The organism is Paenibacillus sp. FSL H3-0329 (assembly GCF_037963285.1).
Taxonomy (GTDB): Bacteria; Bacillota; Bacilli; order Paenibacillales; family Paenibacillaceae; genus Paenibacillus_AQ; species Paenibacillus_AQ odorifer.
Genome location: NZ_CP150150.1, coordinates 1,724,480 through 1,743,572, shown reverse-complemented (window position 1 = coordinate 1,743,572; position 19,093 = coordinate 1,724,480). Strand labels below are relative to the sequence as shown.

The following is a 19,093-nucleotide window of genomic DNA, read 5'->3' as shown; positions in this document are numbered from 1 at the left end:
ACAATTCTCAGACAGCTATATCAACTCATATCCAGCGGCACTTTCCACGAAGGTATCGGGAAAGCCTCATCCAGCTTCCATCTTTCTTCTTCACTCAGCGTAATTAAACCTGCAGCAGCATTCTCAATTACATGCTCACGTGAAGAAGCTTTTGGAATCGTAATGATGTCCTCCTCGCGGATCGTCCAAGCTAACATAATTTGTAGTGGGGTTGCGTTATGAACACGGGCAATTTCCTGAACCGCCTCACTTTCGATAACCCCTTTGCGGAGCGCGCCTGCTTGTGCAAGCGGAGAGTACGCCATTACGGGCATGCGGTGACTTTTCTGCCATGGCAGCAATTCAGCTTCGATGCCTCTCGACCCTAAATGATACAGCACCTGATTCATAGCACAGTGAGTTCCCCCAGCTATACTAAGCAGCTCTTTCATATCGTCAACATCGAGGTTCGATACACCCCATCTTGCTATTTTACCTTGAGAGACCAGTTTCTCCATGCCTTCCACAGTCACTTCAAGCGGAATATCTCCCCGCCAGTGCAGTAAATAGAGATCCAGATGATCCGTATTCAGTCGTTGCAAGCTTTCTTCACAGCTGCGAATAAGATTCTCGTTGCCGGCATTATGTGGGTATACTTTGGATACCAGGAAAACGTCATCCCGAATACCTTTAATAGCATCACCTACTAAAAGCTCTGAGTTTCCTTCCCCATACATCTCCGCCGTATCTATCAAATCCATGCCTAATTCCACGCCTAATCTAAGAGCAGCAATTTCTTCCTCTCTACGGGAAGCATCATCACCCATATTCCAAGTTCCCTGTCCTATTCTAGGCACAGAGGTACCGTCTGGAAGCAGCATGCGGTTAGCTCGGTTCACTTTCACAATTTCAGCCAAATGCTCGATTGAATCCTTAGTCATTGTAAAAATCTCCTTACCGATAAATTGTATACTTACTTTATACGACCTTTATGACCCTTTCGAAACATCTGAATCGTGTCTAATTTATAACTTATCTTTCCTTTAGGAGAGAAAAAGCAACAAATTGGTTGCTAACTACGCTATCAACTTCAGCCCCACTGCGGCTCCCAGTATCATAAAAATACAGATAACCCGCCGCCAGTCTTTGGCCTCCCCATATAAAAGCATCCCCAAAATTGCTCCACCGGATGCACCGATCCCCGTCCATACCGCATAAGCTGTGCCCATAGGCAAACTTTTCATTGCAAATGATAGAAAAAGAAAACTTCCTCCAAAACCAAGGAAGAGCAGCAAAAACGACTGCAGATTCCGGTATTTATTCAACCTGTTGATCATAGCCACTCCGAACATTTCAAACAATCCAGCAACAACCAAAAATGCCCATGCCATTTAAGACTCCCCCTTTATTTCAGTTTCTTTGATACCTTTAGTTTCGTTAGTTACCATTTTCAGACCTATAACTCCTGCCAGCAAAATAACCACCAGTACCAGCTTCATTAGCTTGAAGGGTTCACCGAATAAAACCATGTCCGCAATGACTGTTCCTGCCGTCCCCAGCCCAACAAATACAGAATATACGGTACCCACCGGTAATTTACTGCTTGCTGAAATAATGACATAGAAACTTATGATTATGGCTACAACTGTGATCAGCCACTCCCACACGCTTGAAGCATGCTTTAAACCTATGACCCACATGACTTCGAAAATCGCAGCGCCAACCACCTTCAGCCACTCTGAATTCTTTTTCATTTCAAGCCCTCCTTCAATTCTCCATAACTTATGATTGCCCACGGACAAACAAATAAGCCCGGAAGGTCATCGCCAAATGGCGATACCTCCCGGGCTTTTATCCCTCCGTGTAGACACAAACTTAATGTTCGTGCGTTTTCCCTCGGACCAGACCAGCTGTGCACCCGCTGCGGAACCCTAGAAAACAAATAAATGATTAAGTTACATCGTATGGTAGCAAATCGGGCGTATAAAAGCAACCTTTTCTATTCCGAGCGTAATTAAATCATAGTATAAAATTCCATAAAATTATAAAATAGATATAAATTTCATTCGATTATCTAGGAAAAGAGGGTAATTCATGTTTCTTTCCAGACATTTTAACTGCGTCCCTCTAGTGGAAGGCATTTATTGCCTTGAAGCGAAGGAGCAAGGCGGAGCCATGAGTAATGCCGGTTTGATAGATATGGGTGATTACACATTAATCTTTGATACATTCAACACTCCACAAGCTGGCAAAGATCTTAGGGATGCCGCTCTGTATTATTTTAATAAACCTATCAAATACATCGTCAACAGCCATTGGCATGGAGACCACGTTAGAGGGAACCAATTCTTCTCGGATGAAGTAATCATATCCTCCAGTAGAACTAGAGAGCTCATGATAAAAACTCAACCAGACTGGCTTGCCCGAATGAAGAAACTGCTTCCTAATCTTGAAGAAGATCTTACGAAGCTTAATACATCTCTCGAGCTCGAACTGAACGATTCCAAACAACGAGAGCTCCTTTCGCAAATAGGTTATTTACAAGAAATCAAAGAGTCTATACTAACGCTTGAAGTAACCCTTCCCCAACTAACTTATGACCGCAAAATGACTATACATGGCTCGGCAAGGACCGTTGAACTCCTATCGGTGGGTACTGCCCATACGGAATGCGATTCTATTCTATTTTCTCCATCCGATTCTTTAGCTTTTGTTGGAGATATTGTCGCAGTTGATAATCATCCATTAGTAGTAGACGGTAATCCCTTATCCTGGTTGGAGGCACTTACTTATGTCGAGCGCTTAGATGTGAACATAATTGTTCCCGGTCATGGGCCCGTTACTCAAAAACATTATCTACAGCAAATAAAACGGTATATAAATGATATAATCCATATTAGCGAATCATTGATACGCGAAGACATGAATGTGAATGTGAACCATATAGAAATTCCCGAGCCTTATCTGGGCTGGAATTATGGGAGTATTTTTTACAGAAATCTTGAGTTTTTGACGAAAGCAGCTAGTAACTAATTTTTGGAGTTGAAAGGAGCGGTTCGTTATGGTTTTTGGGATACTATTTGTAGGTTTTGCTGTATTTATTATTATACAAGCCGTAATACGTAATGGCTCGAGCTCAAACAAAAGTACCTTTGATAGAAATAGGCAAAATGATGCCGCCAACATGTCTTTTATGGCTGCCAGTCATCCGGATCTGCTGGATCCAAACCACTCTAACCACTCTAATCATTCTAACCACCACCATAATCACCACGGAGATCACTCGCATCACCATTCTGGACCTGACAGCGGGGGGCATAGCTGGGGTGGAGACGGCGGACATAGTGGCGGTGGAGACTTCGGTGGGGGTGGAGATGCTGGCGGGGGCGGTTGTGATTAATTGAAAAGAAACGAAAAGGACATCCCTGATCCTTCAGGAATGCCCTTTTTTTAATGCTCATTTATGATACTGAGAATTTTAGCTTGAGTTTGGCTTAATAACTTTTCGGCACGGAGCGCTCTAGCTTATCTTATTGATTAAATTGAAAACGGCTAAGCAGTACCTCACCATTAAAGATGAGATAAACATCGGTAGTTTCAGATTCCACGGACACTTCACCAGTAAGTGTGTTCCACTGCTGCAACACGCCACCCGACGGTACAGTCACAGATCCAACCAGCTTCCCTGCTGGGCTGCCCGTTCTGATCTCAAGGGTGCCTCCTTTTGCAGAGGATACCAAGGCTTCAAAAGCACCTGCCCCTTGCTCGAACAATACATCTTTAAAAGCAATCCAAGCGCCATCTTTTACCGGATGTATGGATGCATCGCCTGCTTTGCACTCGTCCAGATATACGCCTTCGTAGTCATCGTAATTCTCTGCTTTGGTATTGATATACAGATTACGCGACGGAATAACGTCCCCTTGAACTGATAGTTGAGCGGATAATTGGATATCAGCAGATGAACGGCCGATCAGAACCATGTACTCTCCATTTTCCACGCAATATTGCTCACGGGTAACATCCCAGAATGCCAGCTCGGCAACCGGCAACGTAAACTCTATGGTTTGCGATTGACCTGCGGTTAGGTTTACTTTTTCAAAACCCTTCAACTGTTTAATCGGACGTTTCACCCGGGAATTCAGAGCTTGCACATATAGCTGCACCACTTCGTCCCCATCAACAACGCCTGTATTCTCTACTTGAATGGAAATTTTAAACGTGTCATCCGCTTGCAGCTCCTTAGCACTTAGGCTTAGGTTGCTGTAGGAAACTTGGGCATAACTTAAGCCGTGTCCAAACGCATACAGTGGCTCTCCGTCAAAGTACATATATGTTCTTTTGCCTTTGATAATATCATAATCCATCAGCTCAGGCAGCTGTTCTACAGAACGGAACCAAGTCATGTTCAGCTTACCGGAAGGACTGTAATCGCCGAAAAGAACTTCTGCCACCGCATTGCCCAGCTCTTGTCCACTGTGGGAGGTATACAATACAGCCGGGATGTTCTCGTCAATCCAAGTGGAAGTTATCGGGTAACTGCCGACAATGACTACAACTGTATTCGGGTTCGCTTCATAGACAGCCTTGACCAGTCGCTCTTGCTCCTCTGGAAGCACAATATCCGGTCTGTCGATTTCTTCTTTTCCGTTAAGGAGTGGATGGTTGCCCACAAAAACCACAGCGATTTCCGCAGCCTTGGCAGCTTCTACTGCAGCCTCTATGCCGTTAGTTACGATGTTCTTTTTGAAAAGACGTGCTTCCGCATTAGCATCCTGATCTGCCATCTGTAGCGTTCCATCTTCCGGATTCACCGAGATCATTTTATCATTCCAGGTCCGCAAAGATACCGTATCTTCGCTTTCCGGAACGATGTTAATCGATTCTTTTACAAACCAGCCGTAAATTTCATCAGCAGATGCTGTGAGAGTCTCTGCTTCGCTTAAAGTTACATACTGACCGCGACTTGTCGCCTTCAGAGTATTGCTAGTCCAGCCCCAAGCTGTATGTTGGAACAATTCTCCGTGCTCTGCTATGTCATGCTGTACAGCCAGTCTTCCGTCCTCACCTGTGATTCCGATAGCTTGGCCGTTTGCAGCTGAAGTAAGAATGATCTGATCTGCGCCACTCTCAAAAGTAACGTGTTTACCAGGCAGCTTTTTGCTAACACCCTGCAAAGGAGTCACTCCATAAGGTAATGTGCCAGAATACCAATCTCTAAAGGCTTCATCACCAAGCGGACCAATAATCGCCAATTTGCTCAGACTGCTTTTGTTCAATGGCAATGTGCCTTGTTCATTCTTCAACAATACTATAGATTGTTTCGCAGCTTCCAAGGAGAGTGCGGTATGTTTTTTGCTAAGAATAACGGAATCGTCGATTGCATCGTATGGGTTCCCCTCAGCCGGATCGAACTCTCCCAGACGGAAACGAACTCTGAAAGTGTTGGCAAGCGCACGATCCAAATCTTCCTCTGCTAAGAGGCCTTGGTCTAGCGCTTCGTGAAGAACCTTGATTGTCTCTGCGGTTTCTTCTGTTACGCTGTCAATTCCATTTTTGATAGATTCAGCCATCGATTGTGCAAAAGATTCATAATACTTGTGGTCCTTCACGATCCCAAAAAGATCGCCGGCATCGCTTACAATAAAGCCATCCATTTCCCATTCGCCTTTAACCACATCCATTACTGCCGGATGAAGAATAACAGGCACGCCATTCACCGAGTTATAAGCGGTCATCATGGACTGTGCGCCACCTTCTTGAAAAGCAGGCTTAAACGCTTCCAGATAATACTCCCGCATATTTCTCGGATCGATGCTCGCGGAGCAGTTCCCGCGTTCAATCTCATTATTGTTGCCGAGGAAATGCTTCAGCGTTGCTACCGCTTTCAAATAGACCGGGTGATCACCTTGGATTCCCTGCACTAGTGATGTGCTGAGTCGGCCGGTCAACTCTGGATCTTCACCGTAAGCTTCCTCAGTTCTTCCCCAACGTGGATCACGTTCCATATCCACCGTTGGCGCCCATAACGTCAGACCGTTCACCGTTGGATTCTTTTTATAAAAGGCTCTAGCTTCATCTCCGATGGCCGAACCAATTTCCTTCAGCAGCTCTGGATTCCAAGTACAAGCCAGTCCGCTCGGCTGAGGAAAAGAAGTCGCTTTTCCAAGCCAAGAAATCCCGTGCGCCGCTTCCGTACCATGCTTGTAGGCCCCAACACCCAAACGCTCTATGGCAGCTTGATACTGAGGCATCAGGCTTACTTTTTCATCAAGTGTTAGTCTGGAGATCAGATCCTGCACTCGCTCATTTAAAGGTAAATCAATCTGTTGAAATGGATATTTAGCTATATCTGTTCCCATCAAAATCGCTCCTTCGTCTCTTGTTGATAGCGGTTTCATTCATTCCCGAGGACAATCCTTCAAAAAAACTCCTATACGTCCTATCCATCTAATCATAGAAGATTCCCCTCCTCCGCAACACCTTAACAATCTAAATAGAAATCAGGTCATAATTAGAGATTTAGGGGGATGATGTGAGTACGTAGGTTTGCTCGTTATTCGCTCCATCTCCACAATCTACGGGATTTATACCGTTTATTTGCTCACTTCCCACTCCACGCCCACAATCTACGGGATTTATACCGTTCATTTGCTCACTTCTCGCTCCACGCCCACAATCTACGGGATTTATACCGTTCATTTGCCCACTTCCCGCTGTACGCCCACAATCTACGGGATTTATACCGTTTATTTGCCCTATTCTCGCTGCACGCCCACAATCTACGGGATTTATACCGTTTATTTGCCCTATTCTCGCGCCACGCCTCCAATCTGCGGGATTTCTACCGTACATTTGCCCTATTCTCGCTGCACGCACACAATCTACGGGATTTATACCGTTCATTTGCTCGATTTCCGCTGCACAGCTACAATCTACGGGATTTATACCGTTCATTTGCTCACTTCTCGCTCCACGCCCACAATCTACGGGATTTATACCGTTCATTTGCCCAATTCCCGCTCCATCTCCGCAATCTACGGGATTTATACCGTTCATTTGCCCAATTCCCGCTCCACGCCCACAATCTACGGGATTTATACCGTTTATTTGCTCACTTCTCGCTCCACGCCCACAATCTACGGGATTTATACCGTTTATTTGCTCACTTCTCGCTCCATCTCCGCAATCTACGGGATTTATACCGTTCATTTGCTCACTTCTCGCTCCACGCCCACAATCTACGGGATTTATACCGTTTATTCACCACAGCTGAATATCGTTAAGTGAATGTACATATTCATAGCGACAAACCCTCCCACTCACCTGGGAAACTATCGGCTTAAACTTACCTTTCTCACAAAGCGACCTCATACATTTCCTAACTGTACGCAGATCAATGCCAAGCTCCCTCACCAAATCAACAGGCCGAATGTCCCCGTTCGAACGCACCGCAATTTGCAAAATATCACGCTCCAGTCGACTAAACGCCTCCTTCTCTTCTGTCCTCAAAGCGAGGTACGGCATCAGCAATGATCTCAACAAAAAAATAGTATTCTCAGGATTGGCTTCCAGATCATCATATGGTATCGCCACTACCCGATAACCCGCGATTTGTAGATAAGTCTCTCGATTCAATTCCTGCCGATAACGCGTCCGATCTGTGTTTTGCACATGTGGGCCGTAACCTTTTACCTCAAAAGCAAACTTAACCTGCCCAGGCTTCCACGCAAAATCAACAAAATAAGGCCATCCCCGCCAATCCAACACTTCATATTCAGGATGGAGATCATCAAAATGACCCATCATCGGCCACCAAACCTTCTCCGCAAACATTCGCTCACCATGCCCATGTCCCCGCTCCAATCTCCCCCGTCTTTCTCCCGTTCTTCGACTAATATGATCTTCCACCCACTTACGATGTTCTTCCGTAAATCCCATAACGTTCCCCTCCTCCTTGGCATAAAAAAATCCCGCACCCAATTATGGATGCGGGACGTGCTTCGTCCTATTACTCAAAAGTATAGTATTCGCCTTCTTATGCTGTCAATGACACTCTACATTCAACGTTAGCATCGAGCTAAATATACTTGCCTATTAAAAAATCACATTGGTTAGAGTATGTTGCATTAAAGTAATTTCAGCTACAGTTAGATCACTACAGTGAGTTCAGCTAGAATTGGATCACTACAGTGAGTTCAGCTAAATTTAGCTACAGTTAGATCACTACAGTTCAGTTAGTATTAGCTCAGCAAGAGCAATCTCGGTTAAGTAAACTACTTTTGAGTTAGACGACTAGACTTAGCTCAATATAGTATGTTTTGTATAGTAGGTTCAGTTAAAGTAATCTCGGTTTGACTAAGTTCCCCTAGAATAATATTATTCGACCTACCTTTTTGAAATTGTCTAAAATCGTCTCCCATTCTCTACTATTCACTGGCTATCGACCTGTGATTTTTCTATTTAATTGTATTTCATGCAACTATTTAACCCTTATCCCCCTAAAAGTCCATTTAGTTGTACTTTCTACAACTAAAAAAGGAGATATAAGGTAGTTACGCGTAAATGATCAAATTTAGATGTACAAAGTGCAGTTAATTGTTACTTTTCCTAAAACTACTGAAGTTTAGCTGCACAAAATGCAATTAAAACTGAGTTCGAGTGAGGCTGGCTGGATTGCGTCTTAGTTACATCACTTAGCGCCCTAGCTACAACATCGACTTAACTACATTGATTTAGCGACCTAGCTACAACATCGACTTGGCTACATTGATTTAGCGATCTAGCCACAACATCGCGACTTAGCAACATTGACTTAGCGGCCTAGCCACAACATCGCGACTTAGCAACATTAATGTAGCAACCTACCTACAACATTGCGACTTAGCAACATTAATATTGCGACCTACCACAACATCGCGGCTTAGCATCATTAATATAGCGACCTAGCCACAACATCACAACTTAGCACCATTAATATAGCGGCTCAACTAGAGTGACATATTGCTCCTCTTCGCTGCTCTCCCTCACCTAGCAAATGTGCATGCCGAGCGCCTCACCCATAGGCATCATAAGAGATCATTCCAACGACACCCTGACTTCGACACCCTAGCTTCAATCCGAGACGGGAAATCAATGATCATAAATCCATTATCCTTCACAACAACCTTTCACAGAAATGTCGGAGAGCGTTCTTTTGTTCCCTAACAAATCACCGTTTACCGCATATAACTTACGAAATCCCTGCTTATAAAGAATTCGCGCAGCTTTATTTCTTTTGTAGTAACTTCCTGCAAGAATTAATATTGAATCGCCTGGAGATAGACAGTGCTGCCAGACATAGGGTAACCGCCCCAGCGATATATTTATCGAACCACGGATACTGTCCTTCTGGTAATCAACGGCATCCCTGACATCGAGCATTTTCATAGCCAATGATTGATCCGCTAATTCGCGAACCTCACGGACTTCTATATAAGTAAGTGAACGAACAGGCCATGCATAACGTAAAAACCTCAAAATACTAAAGACTATTACGATACTCAGTAGGATCCGTACCATCATGCTCATGCCATTACTCCCGTACCAAAAAATCATCCGTCCAAGCGCCTAATCCACCCGTCATGTTCACAACGTTATACCCCTTTTCACTCAGCAGCTCACAAGCCAGTCCACTACGGCCACCACTTAAGCACATCACAATTATCTCTCCATGAGGATCCAGTTCATCTATGCGCATCAATAGCTGTCCAAGCGGAATATGCTTAGCACCCATTACATGTCCCTCCACCCATTCGGCTGGTTCGCGTATATCCAACATGGTAGGAGTCTCGCCATTCTTCAAGCGTTCCGCAACTTGCTGTGGGGTAATTTCCTTTGAAATTTTAAAAGACATCGAGCATCTCTCCTTCACCTTTATAAAAATAACTTGATTTCCATATCACTATATCATAATATTACGATATAAGGATATTGTAAAGCGAGGTGTTCGTTACCATGGACAAAAATTTTAAAGCTTATAACCAAACCGCCGAAACCTTAAAGGCTATAGCTCATCCCGTGCGCTTATGCATCATCAAAGGACTTCTGGAAAAGGGCAGCTGCAACGTGAGCTTCATGCAGGACTGTCTCGACCTTCCCCAATCTACGGTGTCCCAGCATTTACAGAAGCTTAGATCACTAGGCATCGTTGAAACCGAACGTAATGGGCTAGAAATTAACTATTCTGTTAAAGACGAAAAAATCAAACATCTGATTCAGTTATTTTTAGGGGAGGAATAAGTCATCATGAGTAAAAAAGTATTGATTGTTGGTGGAGTTGCAGGAGGCGCATCAGCAGCAGCCCGACTTCGGAGATTAGATGAAGATGTGCATATTGTAATGTTTGAGCGTGATCCGTACATTTCTTTTGCCAATTGCGGACTTCCTTATTATATCGGGGGTTCCATTCAGGACCGCTCCAAGCTGCTAGTGCAGACACCGGAGGCGATGCATAAACGTTTTAACATCGATGTTCGAATTCAAAGTGAAGTAGTGTCTATCGACCCCGTGAACAAAAAAGTGCGAGTAGAAAGTATAGAAAAAGGCTCCTATGAAGAGAGTTATGATGCGCTTATTTTATCGCCAGGTGCTAAACCGATTCGTCCGAATTTGCCTGGTATCGAGAGTTCCAAAATACACATGTTGCGTAACATTCCCGACACTGACAAAGTCAAAGCTAAAGTCGCTGCGGAAGGCACACGTTCGGCCGTGGTGATCGGTGGTGGATTTATCGGTGTGGAAATGGCTGAGAACCTTAGAGAAGCTGGTCTGGAAGTTTCCTTAATTGAAGCAGGACCACAAATATTAGCTCCATTCGATACTGAAATGTCTTCTATTTTGGCAAAAGAACTTGACGAGCATGGTGTTAATCTTATTTTTTCCGATATGGTCCAAGGGTTTGCTGAGGTGGGAGAACAAATACAGGTGCAATTAGCAAGTGGCACTGTACTGCAAAGTGATATGGTTCTGCTGGCTATCGGCGTTTCTCCGGATACCTCTTTCCTGAAGGACAGTGGCTTAGAATTCGGTCCCCGTGGCCATATTGTAGTCAATGAGCGGATGGAGACAAATCTGGATCAAGTGTACGCTGTAGGTGACGCGGTTGAGGTGGTTGATTTCGTAAACGGAACAAAAACTGCCATTCCACTAGCTGGTCCTGCCAATAAGCAAGGGCGCATTGCTGCGGACAACGTCAGTGGTCTCGGCACAACTTACAAAGGATCACAAGGGACTTCTATTATTAAGGTTTTTGGAGTCACAGGTGCTTCTACTGGAAATAACGAAAAAACACTACAACGTTTGGGTCTGCCGTATCACGTGATTTATATACATCCAAGCTCACACGCAACCTATTATCCGGGGGCAACTCCGATATCTATGAAGCTGATTTTTGATCCAAAAGGTACGGTGCTAGGAGCACAAGCTGTGGGTTACAGCGGTGTAGATAAACGTATCGACGATATCGCTACAGTTATTCGTTTTAGAGGTACGGTCACTGATTTGACGGAGTTGGAGCTATCTTATGCCCCTCCTTATTCTTCCGCAAAAGATCCGGTGAACATGGCCGGCTTTGCCGCTGAAAATATTTTGCAAGGTTTGACTACGGTATTCGTCCCTAAGGATTTAGAGGGTCGTGACAAAAACAACACCATTTTAGTTGACGTACGTTCGGAAATCGAACATGCCAACGGTCATATTGAAGGGTCCATTAATATCCCTGTGGATGATCTGCGTGGTCGGCTAAACGAGCTTGACCCTAGTAAAGAAATTTGGGTGTATTGCCAAGTTGGACTCAGAGGCTACACCGCTTCCCGGATTTTGCAGCAAAAAGGTTACCGTGTGAAGAATCTGACCGGCGGTTATAAAACCTATCAGATGAGCCAATTTACGCCTAAAAAAAAAGATAACTTGACGCCAAACGTTGATACAGCCGTAGCCATTAAAGAAATCGCAGCAACGGGAGCAATGACGGAGCCTGAGACTGGGACTGGCACAGTTACACCAACCGTCAATGCTACAGCTTTCACTGCTAACTCCAGCACAATAGGTGCCCCTTCATCCAAAATAGAAACGGAACTAGCACCTGATTCCGTGCTTGATGCCTGCGGACTGTGCTGCCCAGGGCCGCTGATCCAAGTTAAAATGAGCATGGACCCGCTCTTGGACGGCCAAGTCCTGAAGGTAACTGCTTCCGATCCCGGATTTTATGAGGATATCAAGGCTTGGGCTCGTATGTCCAACCATACGCTTTTGCAGCTAACAAAGCTGCCTACTGGTATGATCGAAGCTTATCTGCGCAAAGGAGTTATCGAGGCTTCAGCATCAGCACCAACCGGAGCAGGCGAACAAGTAATTCAAACTAGCAACGCAAGCACAATGGTTGTTTTTAGCGGGGATTTGGATAAAGCGATCGCTTCCTTCATCATTGCCAACGGAGCAGCATCCAGCGGCAAAAAAGTCACGATGTTCTTTACCTTCTGGGGCCTCAATATTATCCGCAAGGATGAGAAGGTGCATGTGAACAAGAACTTCATCGGTAAAATGTTCGGTGCCATGATGCCACGCGGCAGCCGGAAGCTGACGCTTTCAAATATGAACATGATGGGCATGGGTTCGAAGATGATCCGCTCTCTAATGAAGAGCAAAAATATCTCTTCCTTGGAAGAATTGATTCAGATGGCTATCGACCAAGGTGTGGAAATCGTCGCCTGCCAAATGTCCATGGATCTTATGGGCATCACTCGTGAAGAACTGATTGACGGTGTCGGAATCGGCGGCGTTGGTTATTACCTCGGCCAAGCCGATCAGTCGGGTCATAATCTATTTATCTAAATACCTTAACATCGCAAAGGGACTCCTCTATTTAAATAGAAGAGTCTCTTTCTTATATAAAAATGAACTCACGAGAATCGGTGATATAGATTTGAATAACCAAAATGCAGAAATTGGCTGGATCTGGATACAGAATCTAAAACCTGCTATCCTATTTAATAGGCATTCATCCGAACAACGACCTATTTTAGGTGGAAAAAGGAGATTAAATGAATAACCCGATACATATTCTTGTTGCTGAGGACGACAGCGACATCAACCGATTGCTGTGCAGCATTATTAAGAAAAGCGGCTACATTCCCCAACCCGCTTACTCGGGAACGGAGGCACTTCTCTATCTGGAGCAACGTCAATGGAGCATGCTGCTACTGGATCTGATGCTGCCTGGCATGTCGGGAGAGGAACTACTTGAGAGGATTGCCGGGCGGGACGATATGTCGGTAATTATCATTTCCGCCAAGGGTGAGCCCCAGACCAAGGTGTCTGCCCTACGGGCGGGGGCGGATGATTTCATTACAAAACCCTTCGATGTTGAAGAAGTCTCTGCACGGATCGATTCTCATCTACGTTTGTATTCGCGGATTGCGCAATCGGCTTTGCCTAACGTGCTCCAGCATCAGGGCCTTGTACTTCATCGAGATGCGATGTCGGTTACGGCAAATGGTGTGGAACTGACGCTCACAGCTCTAGAGTTTGAAATTCTCTCGTTACTTTTGTCAGCCCCCAAAAAGGTGTTTACGAAAGCGAATTTGTATGAAAGAGTCTGGCACGAGCCATATTTCGGGGACGACAATACGGTCAATGTCCATATGAGCAATTTGCGCAGCAAGCTAACCAAGGCCGCACCAGGAAGCGAATTTATCGAGACGGTATGGGGCATAGGTTATCGGCTCAAGCCTTAAGACATTCTTAAGATTTGGCTTTAGCTCTTCTTATGTTTTCAATTCTATACTTGGTCTATCACGAAAAGGAGGCCAAGACGAGATGTACGAGTATGTATTAAAAACAAATCAGCTATCCAAAAAGTTCAAGGGCCATACAGCGCTGGACAAAGTCAATTTGTCAATCCGTAAAGGCTCTATTTATGGTTTTATTGGACAAAATGGAGCCGGAAAATCAACATTAATCCGGATTGTGACCGGACTTGCTTTTCCGACTCAGGGGACGATCGAGCTGTTCGGAGCCAGTGAAGAGCAAGCCCTGATCCAGGCTCGTAAGCGAATCGGCTCGATTATCGAGAGTCCCGCTTTATTCCCCCATATGACTGCGAGTGAAAATTTAGAAGCAAACCGGATTCTACGTGGTATTCCCGGCAAAGATTGTGTTCCTAGAATGCTAGAGCAAGTTGGACTGCAGGGCGCCGGAAAGAAGAAAGCCAAAAATTTCTCACTTGGAATGAAGCAGCGGTTAGGTCTTGCCATCGCCTTACTGGGAGATCCCGAATTTCTGATTCTGGACGAGCCAACTAATGGGTTGGATCCGATGGGTGTCGTCGAAATGCGCGAACTGCTCAAGCGACTAAACCGTGAGCTAGGCATTACGATAATGATCTCAAGTCATATTCTAAGTGAGCTGCATTTAATGGCAAGTCATTATGGCATTATTCATCACGGTCAGTTGCTTGAACAACTCACTGCGGAGGAATTAAACGAGAAATGTCAGCAGTATTTATTTATCAAAGTGGATGATCCGGGCAAGGCAACAGCCGTCATTCAGAACGAGCTGGGTACGGCCGATTTCGAAGTGATGCAGGATGGAACCATCAAGTTGTATAGCCGTATTGAGCAGCCAGGCAAAGTATCAACAGCTTTATTCAATGCCGGCCTCGAGATCGAGAAGTTTATGCCTATGGGTGAAGACTTGGAAAGTTATTTTACAAAGCGGATTGGGGGGAACCTAAATGTATAATCTGATCAGAGTGGAGTTTTTCAAGCTCCGTAAGAATAGATCATTTTGGACTTTTCTATTGGCACTTTCCGTTCTCTCGCTTGCTTACCCATTGCTATATTATTTTGATCATCGGTCCAATGGGGAACCTCAGATCACCGGCGCTGAATTTCTGACTACCTTTATTTCAAGCAATGCCTACATTATTAAATTCGGCGTAGCCATTCTGGCTGGATTCTTTATCTCTAACGAATATTCCACAGGAGTCATGAAGACGATCGCATCTTCGGGCAACACCAGAGGGCGGCTGTTCGCAGCAAAACTAATCGTATTCGCAGTTGGAGCCATGGCGATTTCGCTCGTCTTTCCTATTGTCAGCACAGTCGAAGTCACGCTGCTTTCGGGCTTCGGTCATCTGCCGGAAGGAAGCACTACACTTTTCATACCGCGAGCTCTCGGGCTAACGTTATTGTACACGGCTGGTTACGCAGCCATCGGGGCGCTGTTCACCGTAATCCTAACCGACAGCGGCAAAACTATCGGCTTCTCAATGATTTTCTTCCTTATGATCGATACGGTTTTGGCTAGTATAGGTTCGAAGATCTCTTTCTTTAGTAATTTGTACGATTATTCCATCTTCAAACGGGTGAGCGATATCGGTAAGCCCAGTATCGACAGCGGAGATTGGCCAGCGCTTCTACTCGTGCCGTTGTTGACAATAGCCGTTTCCGGGGTACTCGGTATTCTCGTATTCCACCGAAAAGAGATCAAATAACAAATGGGGGGTGCAGGAGAGTGTTGCTTATTCTGACAATCATATTGTTTGCGGCAGGAGCTCTCCTGCTTTTCCGTTTCTTAATGTTAAGGCGAGAACTAGGGCGGATAACAGAGCAATTGCATACCTACAACGAGCGAGCATCCGGTAAAAAAATTGATGTGGCTCTATTCGACCAGAAGCTTGAGGCGCTTGCGGGACAAATCAATCGTCAATCTGATTTAATCGTCGAAGCGGAAGCCCAGCGAAAACGTGTCGAACAAGAATTCCGTCAGGCTGTGGCGAATATTTCACATGATATCCGTACACCCCTCACCTCCATCTTCGGTTATATTCAACTGTTGGAGGATGAGTCAATTACCCCTGATGAAAAGCTTGAATATGTTGCCATCGTTAAAAATCGGACGAAACGGCTGCAGGCGCTGCTGAATGATTTTTTTGAGCTTTCCTTGATCGAATCGCTAGATTATCCTCTACATACGGAAAAGCTTGGGATGAGGGCTCTACTCTCGGAAATACTGGTCGGATTTTACGATTCTTTCAACGAACGCAATATTACACCGGATATACGGCTACCTGAGGAAAATGTATCCGTATACGCCGATGAATCCGCTGTGCGGAGAGTTGTCGAAAATTTACTTGTCAATACGGTCAAACATGCGACTGGGTATGTAGAAATCCATTTCGAACGACAGCAGGAAACAGCTGACTTAACAATAGTAAACGATGCGAAGGAACTAGTCGGAAGCGATATTAACCTCTTATTTGACCGATTCTATACCGCAGACCGTACCCGATCTTCTCAAGCTTCCGGGCTGGGTCTCTCCATCGCCAAAAGTCTAATGAATAAAATGGGTGGCACGCTGACAGCCGAACTGGAGGATGATCAGCTGATAATGACCTGCCGTTGGAAACTAGGTGATGCCGGCATTAGCTTGGCTACTTAATTCATTTTATATTTGGTCTAGACTAACCATTGTTCTAACCCGTTTATGGAATGTAGCCCATTCCCGATAGCCAATGGCCTGCAGGTTTTTCCGGACTTCTTCGAACTGATCTCCCACCCGTTCGGGTTCATGTGCATCTGATCCAATCGTGACCTTCACACCATGAAACAGAGCTCTTTCTAGAAAAGCCGTATCTGGGACACAGTTATCGTCAGAAGTATTAATTTCGAGAACTACGTCACTTGCTGCAACGGTTTGCAGGGTGAAATCCAGCGCTTCTGTCCACAAGCCGGAATAACCGGGAAAATACCGCTTTAAAGCATCCACATGGCCTAGTATGTCGTATAAGCCACTTTTAGCCGATTGAGAGACATAATCATAATACAGATTTTTGGTCGCAAGTTTCCCCGCCTGATCCAATCCGTCCCAGTATTCTCCATCGTAAATGCTGATTCCGCCGAAATTATGAATCGAACCAATCACATAATCAAAGGGATAACTGGCGATGACACTACGATATATATCCAGGGAATCAGGCAAAAAGTCCGCTTCAATCCCCAGCATTACATCAATCTGTCCCGCAAATTCTTTTTTTAAAGCTAGAACCTCATCCACGTATGCAGGAAATTCACTCTTCGCCATAGCTCCTCCGGGCCAGGGCAGGTCTTCCTCCAGCGCAAATGCAGGAGTATGATCTGAGATTCCAATAACCTGTAATCCCTTTTCAATGGCTGCAATTACATAATCTCTTACTGTTCCTGTTGCGTGCCCGCAACGATTATGATGTGTATGATAATCAAACTTCATAAGTTCCCTCCAGGTAATAAACTTTTTTATGATTCGCGTTAACCTTTCGATCCAGAAATAACAATTCCTTGAATAAATACTTTTTGAGCAAAAAAGAACAATAACAGCAACGGAAAGACGGTTACCACAGATGCTGCCATCAACAGATTCCATGGTGTTTGTCCATATGCGGCTGTGAAATTTGCTAATCCTAGTGAAAGAGGATATTGACTGCTTTCACTTAAATAAATAAGTGGACCAAATAAATCATTCCAACGGGACATGATTTCTAGAACAGCCGATGTAGCGAGCGCCGGTGCCGACAAGGGCAGGAGAATTCTCCAATACATGACCAGATGTCCTCCACCATCTATCTTAACTGCCTCATCCATTTCCCTAGAGATCCCAAGATAGAATTGGCGTAGCAAAAAGATAACAAATGCACTGCCTGTAAATGCCGGAACGATAAGCGGCAAATAAGAATTTGTCCAATGAATTTGATTAAATAACAAATATTGAGGAATCAAAGTCACTTGTGACGGGATCATCATTGTGCTGAGTACAAGCACAAACAGAAGCATATTTCCACGGGCACGAAGACGAGCGAACGCAAACGCAGCCATAGAGGAGGCAAGCACAGTCCCAAATACTGAGATACATGTGTAGCCTACCGAATTCAATAAATATCGCCCCATTGGAGCATCTATGAAAATTTGCTTATAATTACTCCATTGAATAGAGGATGGCAGCCATATCATCGGGACTTTATGAATGTCGCCCATGGTTTTTAGCGAGGTGACCAACATCCAGAATAACGGGAATGCGAAAAGAATAACGCCGCCATAAAGGATTAGATATAACAGTATCTTCTGAATGGGCTTCAGCTTGCCGTGTAAAAAACTTCGCTGTCTCATGATGTGAATCCCTCCTATCTTTTAGAGTCATATTCATAGTGGACAAACCGCTTCGAACTCCACATGAATACAAGAGTCAGTGTAAAAAGGATGATAAATAGAATCCAGGCCTGAGCAGAGGCATAACCCATCCGAAATTGTTTAAAGGCTGTATCAAACAAGTAGTATACATAGAAATATGAACTCCAGTCCGGTCCGCCTTTCGTAATGACGTAGGATTCAGTAAATACTTGCAGGGAAGCGATCATTGCAATAATCGTATTGAACAAAACCACCGGCGAAATGAGCGGAAGTGTAATTTTGTAGAACTTTTTCCACACACCTGCTCCTTCAATTGACGCCGCTTCATATAGATCACTCGGAAGAGATTGCAAGGAAGCTAGGAATATCACCATGGTTGAACCTGACGCCGTTAACTGCATCAGAACCATAGATGGGACGACCGTCCCCGGGCTCGTGAACCAGCCTGGACCTTCCACACCAAACCAGTCATAGAGTAAGGAATTGACTACCCCGAAGGTCGGGTTAAGCAGCCAAGACCACAGGAAAGACACCGCCACCCCGGAAATAACACTTGGCGCATAATACAGCGTACGAAGTAATGACTGTCCTCGAACCTTCTGATTCAGCAGCAGGGCAATCACCAACGAAGATACAATGGTAAAGGGTACGGACAATAAGGAATAATAGATGGTGACAGATAACGATTTGTAGAACAGCCTATCCTGAAATAACAGCCTGAAATTATCAAACCCTATAAATTCAGGAGACGAAATTACATTGTATTCGGAGAAACTTAACATCAGCGACACGATGATCGGTCCGCCAGTAAACAATATGAAACCGATAAACCACGGCATAATAAACATCCAGAAGGCGCGTTCCTCCCGCTTACTCTCAGTTGCCATTCGCTTCATGAATCATCCTCCTTA

At 44.8% G+C, this 19,093-nt stretch carries 19 protein-coding genes and 1 riboswitch; of the genes, 9 read left to right on the top strand and 10 right to left on the bottom strand.

What is annotated here, in order from left to right; genetic code table 11:
* Positions 1-20 precede the first annotated feature (20 nt).
* The 3 genes from NSQ66_RS07545 to NSQ66_RS07535 all read right to left on the bottom strand — a co-directional run bounded on the left by NSQ66_RS07545 (position 21) and on the right by NSQ66_RS07535 (position 1,733).
* Entirely contained in the window at positions 21-920 is a 900-nt protein-coding gene (locus NSQ66_RS07545) for an aldo/keto reductase (RefSeq protein WP_076098851.1), read from the bottom strand.
* A 135-nt stretch (positions 921-1,055) separates the two neighbouring features.
* Entirely contained in the window at positions 1,056-1,370 is a 315-nt protein-coding gene (locus tag NSQ66_RS07540; RefSeq protein ID WP_076125196.1) for a multidrug efflux SMR transporter, read from the bottom strand.
* Positions 1,371-1,733: a multidrug efflux SMR transporter gene (locus tag NSQ66_RS07535; protein ID WP_076141199.1), complete on the bottom strand. Its 363-nt coding sequence runs from the start codon at positions 1,731-1,733 to the stop codon at positions 1,371-1,373.
* 84 nt (positions 1,734-1,817) lie between these two features.
* Positions 1,818-1,925, bottom strand: a riboswitch (guanidine-I (ykkC/yxkD leader).
* A gap of 148 nt (positions 1,926-2,073) precedes the next feature.
* Between NSQ66_RS07535 and NSQ66_RS07530 the strand changes: the two genes are divergently transcribed.
* Both NSQ66_RS07530 and NSQ66_RS07525 read left to right on the top strand, forming a co-directional pair.
* Complete coding sequence (locus NSQ66_RS07530) at positions 2,074-3,012, top strand: MBL fold metallo-hydrolase (RefSeq protein WP_076141198.1); 939 nt, start codon at positions 2,074-2,076, stop codon at positions 3,010-3,012.
* A gap of 28 nt (positions 3,013-3,040) precedes the next feature.
* Entirely contained in the window at positions 3,041-3,379 is a 339-nt protein-coding gene (locus NSQ66_RS07525; RefSeq protein WP_076141197.1) for a hypothetical protein, read from the top strand.
* A 130-nt stretch (positions 3,380-3,509) separates the two neighbouring features.
* On the opposite strand, the gene NSQ66_RS07520 is transcribed toward NSQ66_RS07525, so the two are convergent.
* Positions 3,510-6,341 carry a glycoside hydrolase family 3 protein gene (locus NSQ66_RS07520; protein ID WP_076141196.1) on the bottom strand — a complete coding sequence of 944 codons (2,832 nt, stop codon included), beginning with the start codon at positions 6,339-6,341 and terminating at the stop codon, positions 3,510-3,512.
* Between the two features lie 187 nt (positions 6,342-6,528).
* On the opposite strand from NSQ66_RS07520, the gene NSQ66_RS07515 reads away from it, so the two are divergent.
* On the top strand, positions 6,529-7,269 hold the full coding sequence (locus tag NSQ66_RS07515) for a hypothetical protein (protein WP_339192786.1): 741 nt from the start codon (positions 6,529-6,531) through the stop codon (positions 7,267-7,269).
* Here the strand turns inward: NSQ66_RS07515 and NSQ66_RS07510 are convergent.
* From NSQ66_RS07510 to NSQ66_RS07500, 3 genes are all read right to left on the bottom strand, one after another.
* The gene (locus NSQ66_RS07510) at positions 7,243-7,920 is read right to left on the bottom strand and encodes a winged helix-turn-helix domain-containing protein (RefSeq protein WP_036675732.1); all 678 of its coding nucleotides are present in this window, start codon (positions 7,918-7,920) and stop codon (positions 7,243-7,245) included. The genes NSQ66_RS07515 and NSQ66_RS07510 overlap by 27 nt on opposite strands.
* A 1,209-nt stretch (positions 7,921-9,129) precedes the next feature.
* Positions 9,130-9,549 carry a rhodanese-like domain-containing protein gene (locus NSQ66_RS07505; RefSeq protein WP_076141195.1) on the bottom strand — a complete coding sequence of 140 codons (420 nt, stop codon included), beginning with the start codon at positions 9,547-9,549 and terminating at the stop codon, positions 9,130-9,132.
* 4 nt (positions 9,550-9,553) lie between these two features.
* The gene (locus NSQ66_RS07500) at positions 9,554-9,874 is read right to left on the bottom strand and encodes a rhodanese-like domain-containing protein (RefSeq protein WP_076141194.1); all 321 of its coding nucleotides are present in this window, start codon (positions 9,872-9,874) and stop codon (positions 9,554-9,556) included.
* 101 nt (positions 9,875-9,975) lie between these two features.
* Between NSQ66_RS07500 and NSQ66_RS07495 the strand changes: the two genes are divergently transcribed.
* The 6 genes from NSQ66_RS07495 to NSQ66_RS07470 all read left to right on the top strand — a co-directional run bounded on the left by NSQ66_RS07495 (position 9,976) and on the right by NSQ66_RS07470 (position 16,461).
* On the top strand, positions 9,976-10,260 hold the full coding sequence (locus NSQ66_RS07495; protein ID WP_036675735.1) for a metalloregulator ArsR/SmtB family transcription factor: 285 nt from the start codon (positions 9,976-9,978) through the stop codon (positions 10,258-10,260).
* Between the two features lie 6 nt (positions 10,261-10,266).
* Positions 10,267-12,852, top strand: coding sequence for an FAD-dependent oxidoreductase (locus NSQ66_RS07490; RefSeq protein ID WP_076141193.1), 2,586 nt, complete (start codon positions 10,267-10,269; stop codon positions 12,850-12,852).
* 209 nt (positions 12,853-13,061) lie between these two features.
* Entirely contained in the window at positions 13,062-13,754 is a 693-nt protein-coding gene (locus tag NSQ66_RS07485) for a response regulator transcription factor (RefSeq protein WP_076141192.1), read from the top strand.
* Between the two features lie 82 nt (positions 13,755-13,836).
* Complete coding sequence (locus NSQ66_RS07480; protein WP_076141191.1) at positions 13,837-14,760, top strand: ABC transporter ATP-binding protein; 924 nt, start codon at positions 13,837-13,839, stop codon at positions 14,758-14,760.
* Positions 14,753-15,514, top strand: coding sequence for an ABC transporter permease (locus NSQ66_RS07475; RefSeq protein WP_076141190.1), 762 nt, complete (start codon positions 14,753-14,755; stop codon positions 15,512-15,514). Before NSQ66_RS07480 ends, NSQ66_RS07475 begins: the two co-directional genes overlap by 8 nt.
* A gap of 20 nt (positions 15,515-15,534) precedes the next feature.
* Positions 15,535-16,461: a HAMP domain-containing sensor histidine kinase gene (locus NSQ66_RS07470; RefSeq protein WP_249267682.1), complete on the top strand. Its 927-nt coding sequence runs from the start codon at positions 15,535-15,537 to the stop codon at positions 16,459-16,461.
* Between the two features lie 6 nt (positions 16,462-16,467).
* Here the strand turns inward: NSQ66_RS07470 and NSQ66_RS07465 are convergent, their stop codons facing one another.
* Genes NSQ66_RS07465 through NSQ66_RS07455 form a run of 3 tightly spaced genes read right to left on the bottom strand, consistent with a single transcriptional unit; the run spans position 16,468 to position 19,078 of the window.
* On the bottom strand, positions 16,468-17,268 hold the full coding sequence (locus tag NSQ66_RS07465) for a histidinol-phosphatase HisJ family protein (protein WP_036675745.1): 801 nt from the start codon (positions 17,266-17,268) through the stop codon (positions 16,468-16,470).
* Positions 17,269-17,306: 38 nt separating this feature from the next.
* Positions 17,307-18,161 carry a carbohydrate ABC transporter permease gene (locus tag NSQ66_RS07460; protein WP_036675746.1) on the bottom strand — a complete coding sequence of 285 codons (855 nt, stop codon included), beginning with the start codon at positions 18,159-18,161 and terminating at the stop codon, positions 17,307-17,309.
* 14 nt (positions 18,162-18,175) lie between these two features.
* Complete coding sequence (locus tag NSQ66_RS07455) at positions 18,176-19,078, bottom strand: sugar ABC transporter permease (RefSeq protein WP_036675748.1); 903 nt, start codon at positions 19,076-19,078, stop codon at positions 18,176-18,178.
* Between the last annotated feature and the right edge of the window lie 15 nt (positions 19,079-19,093).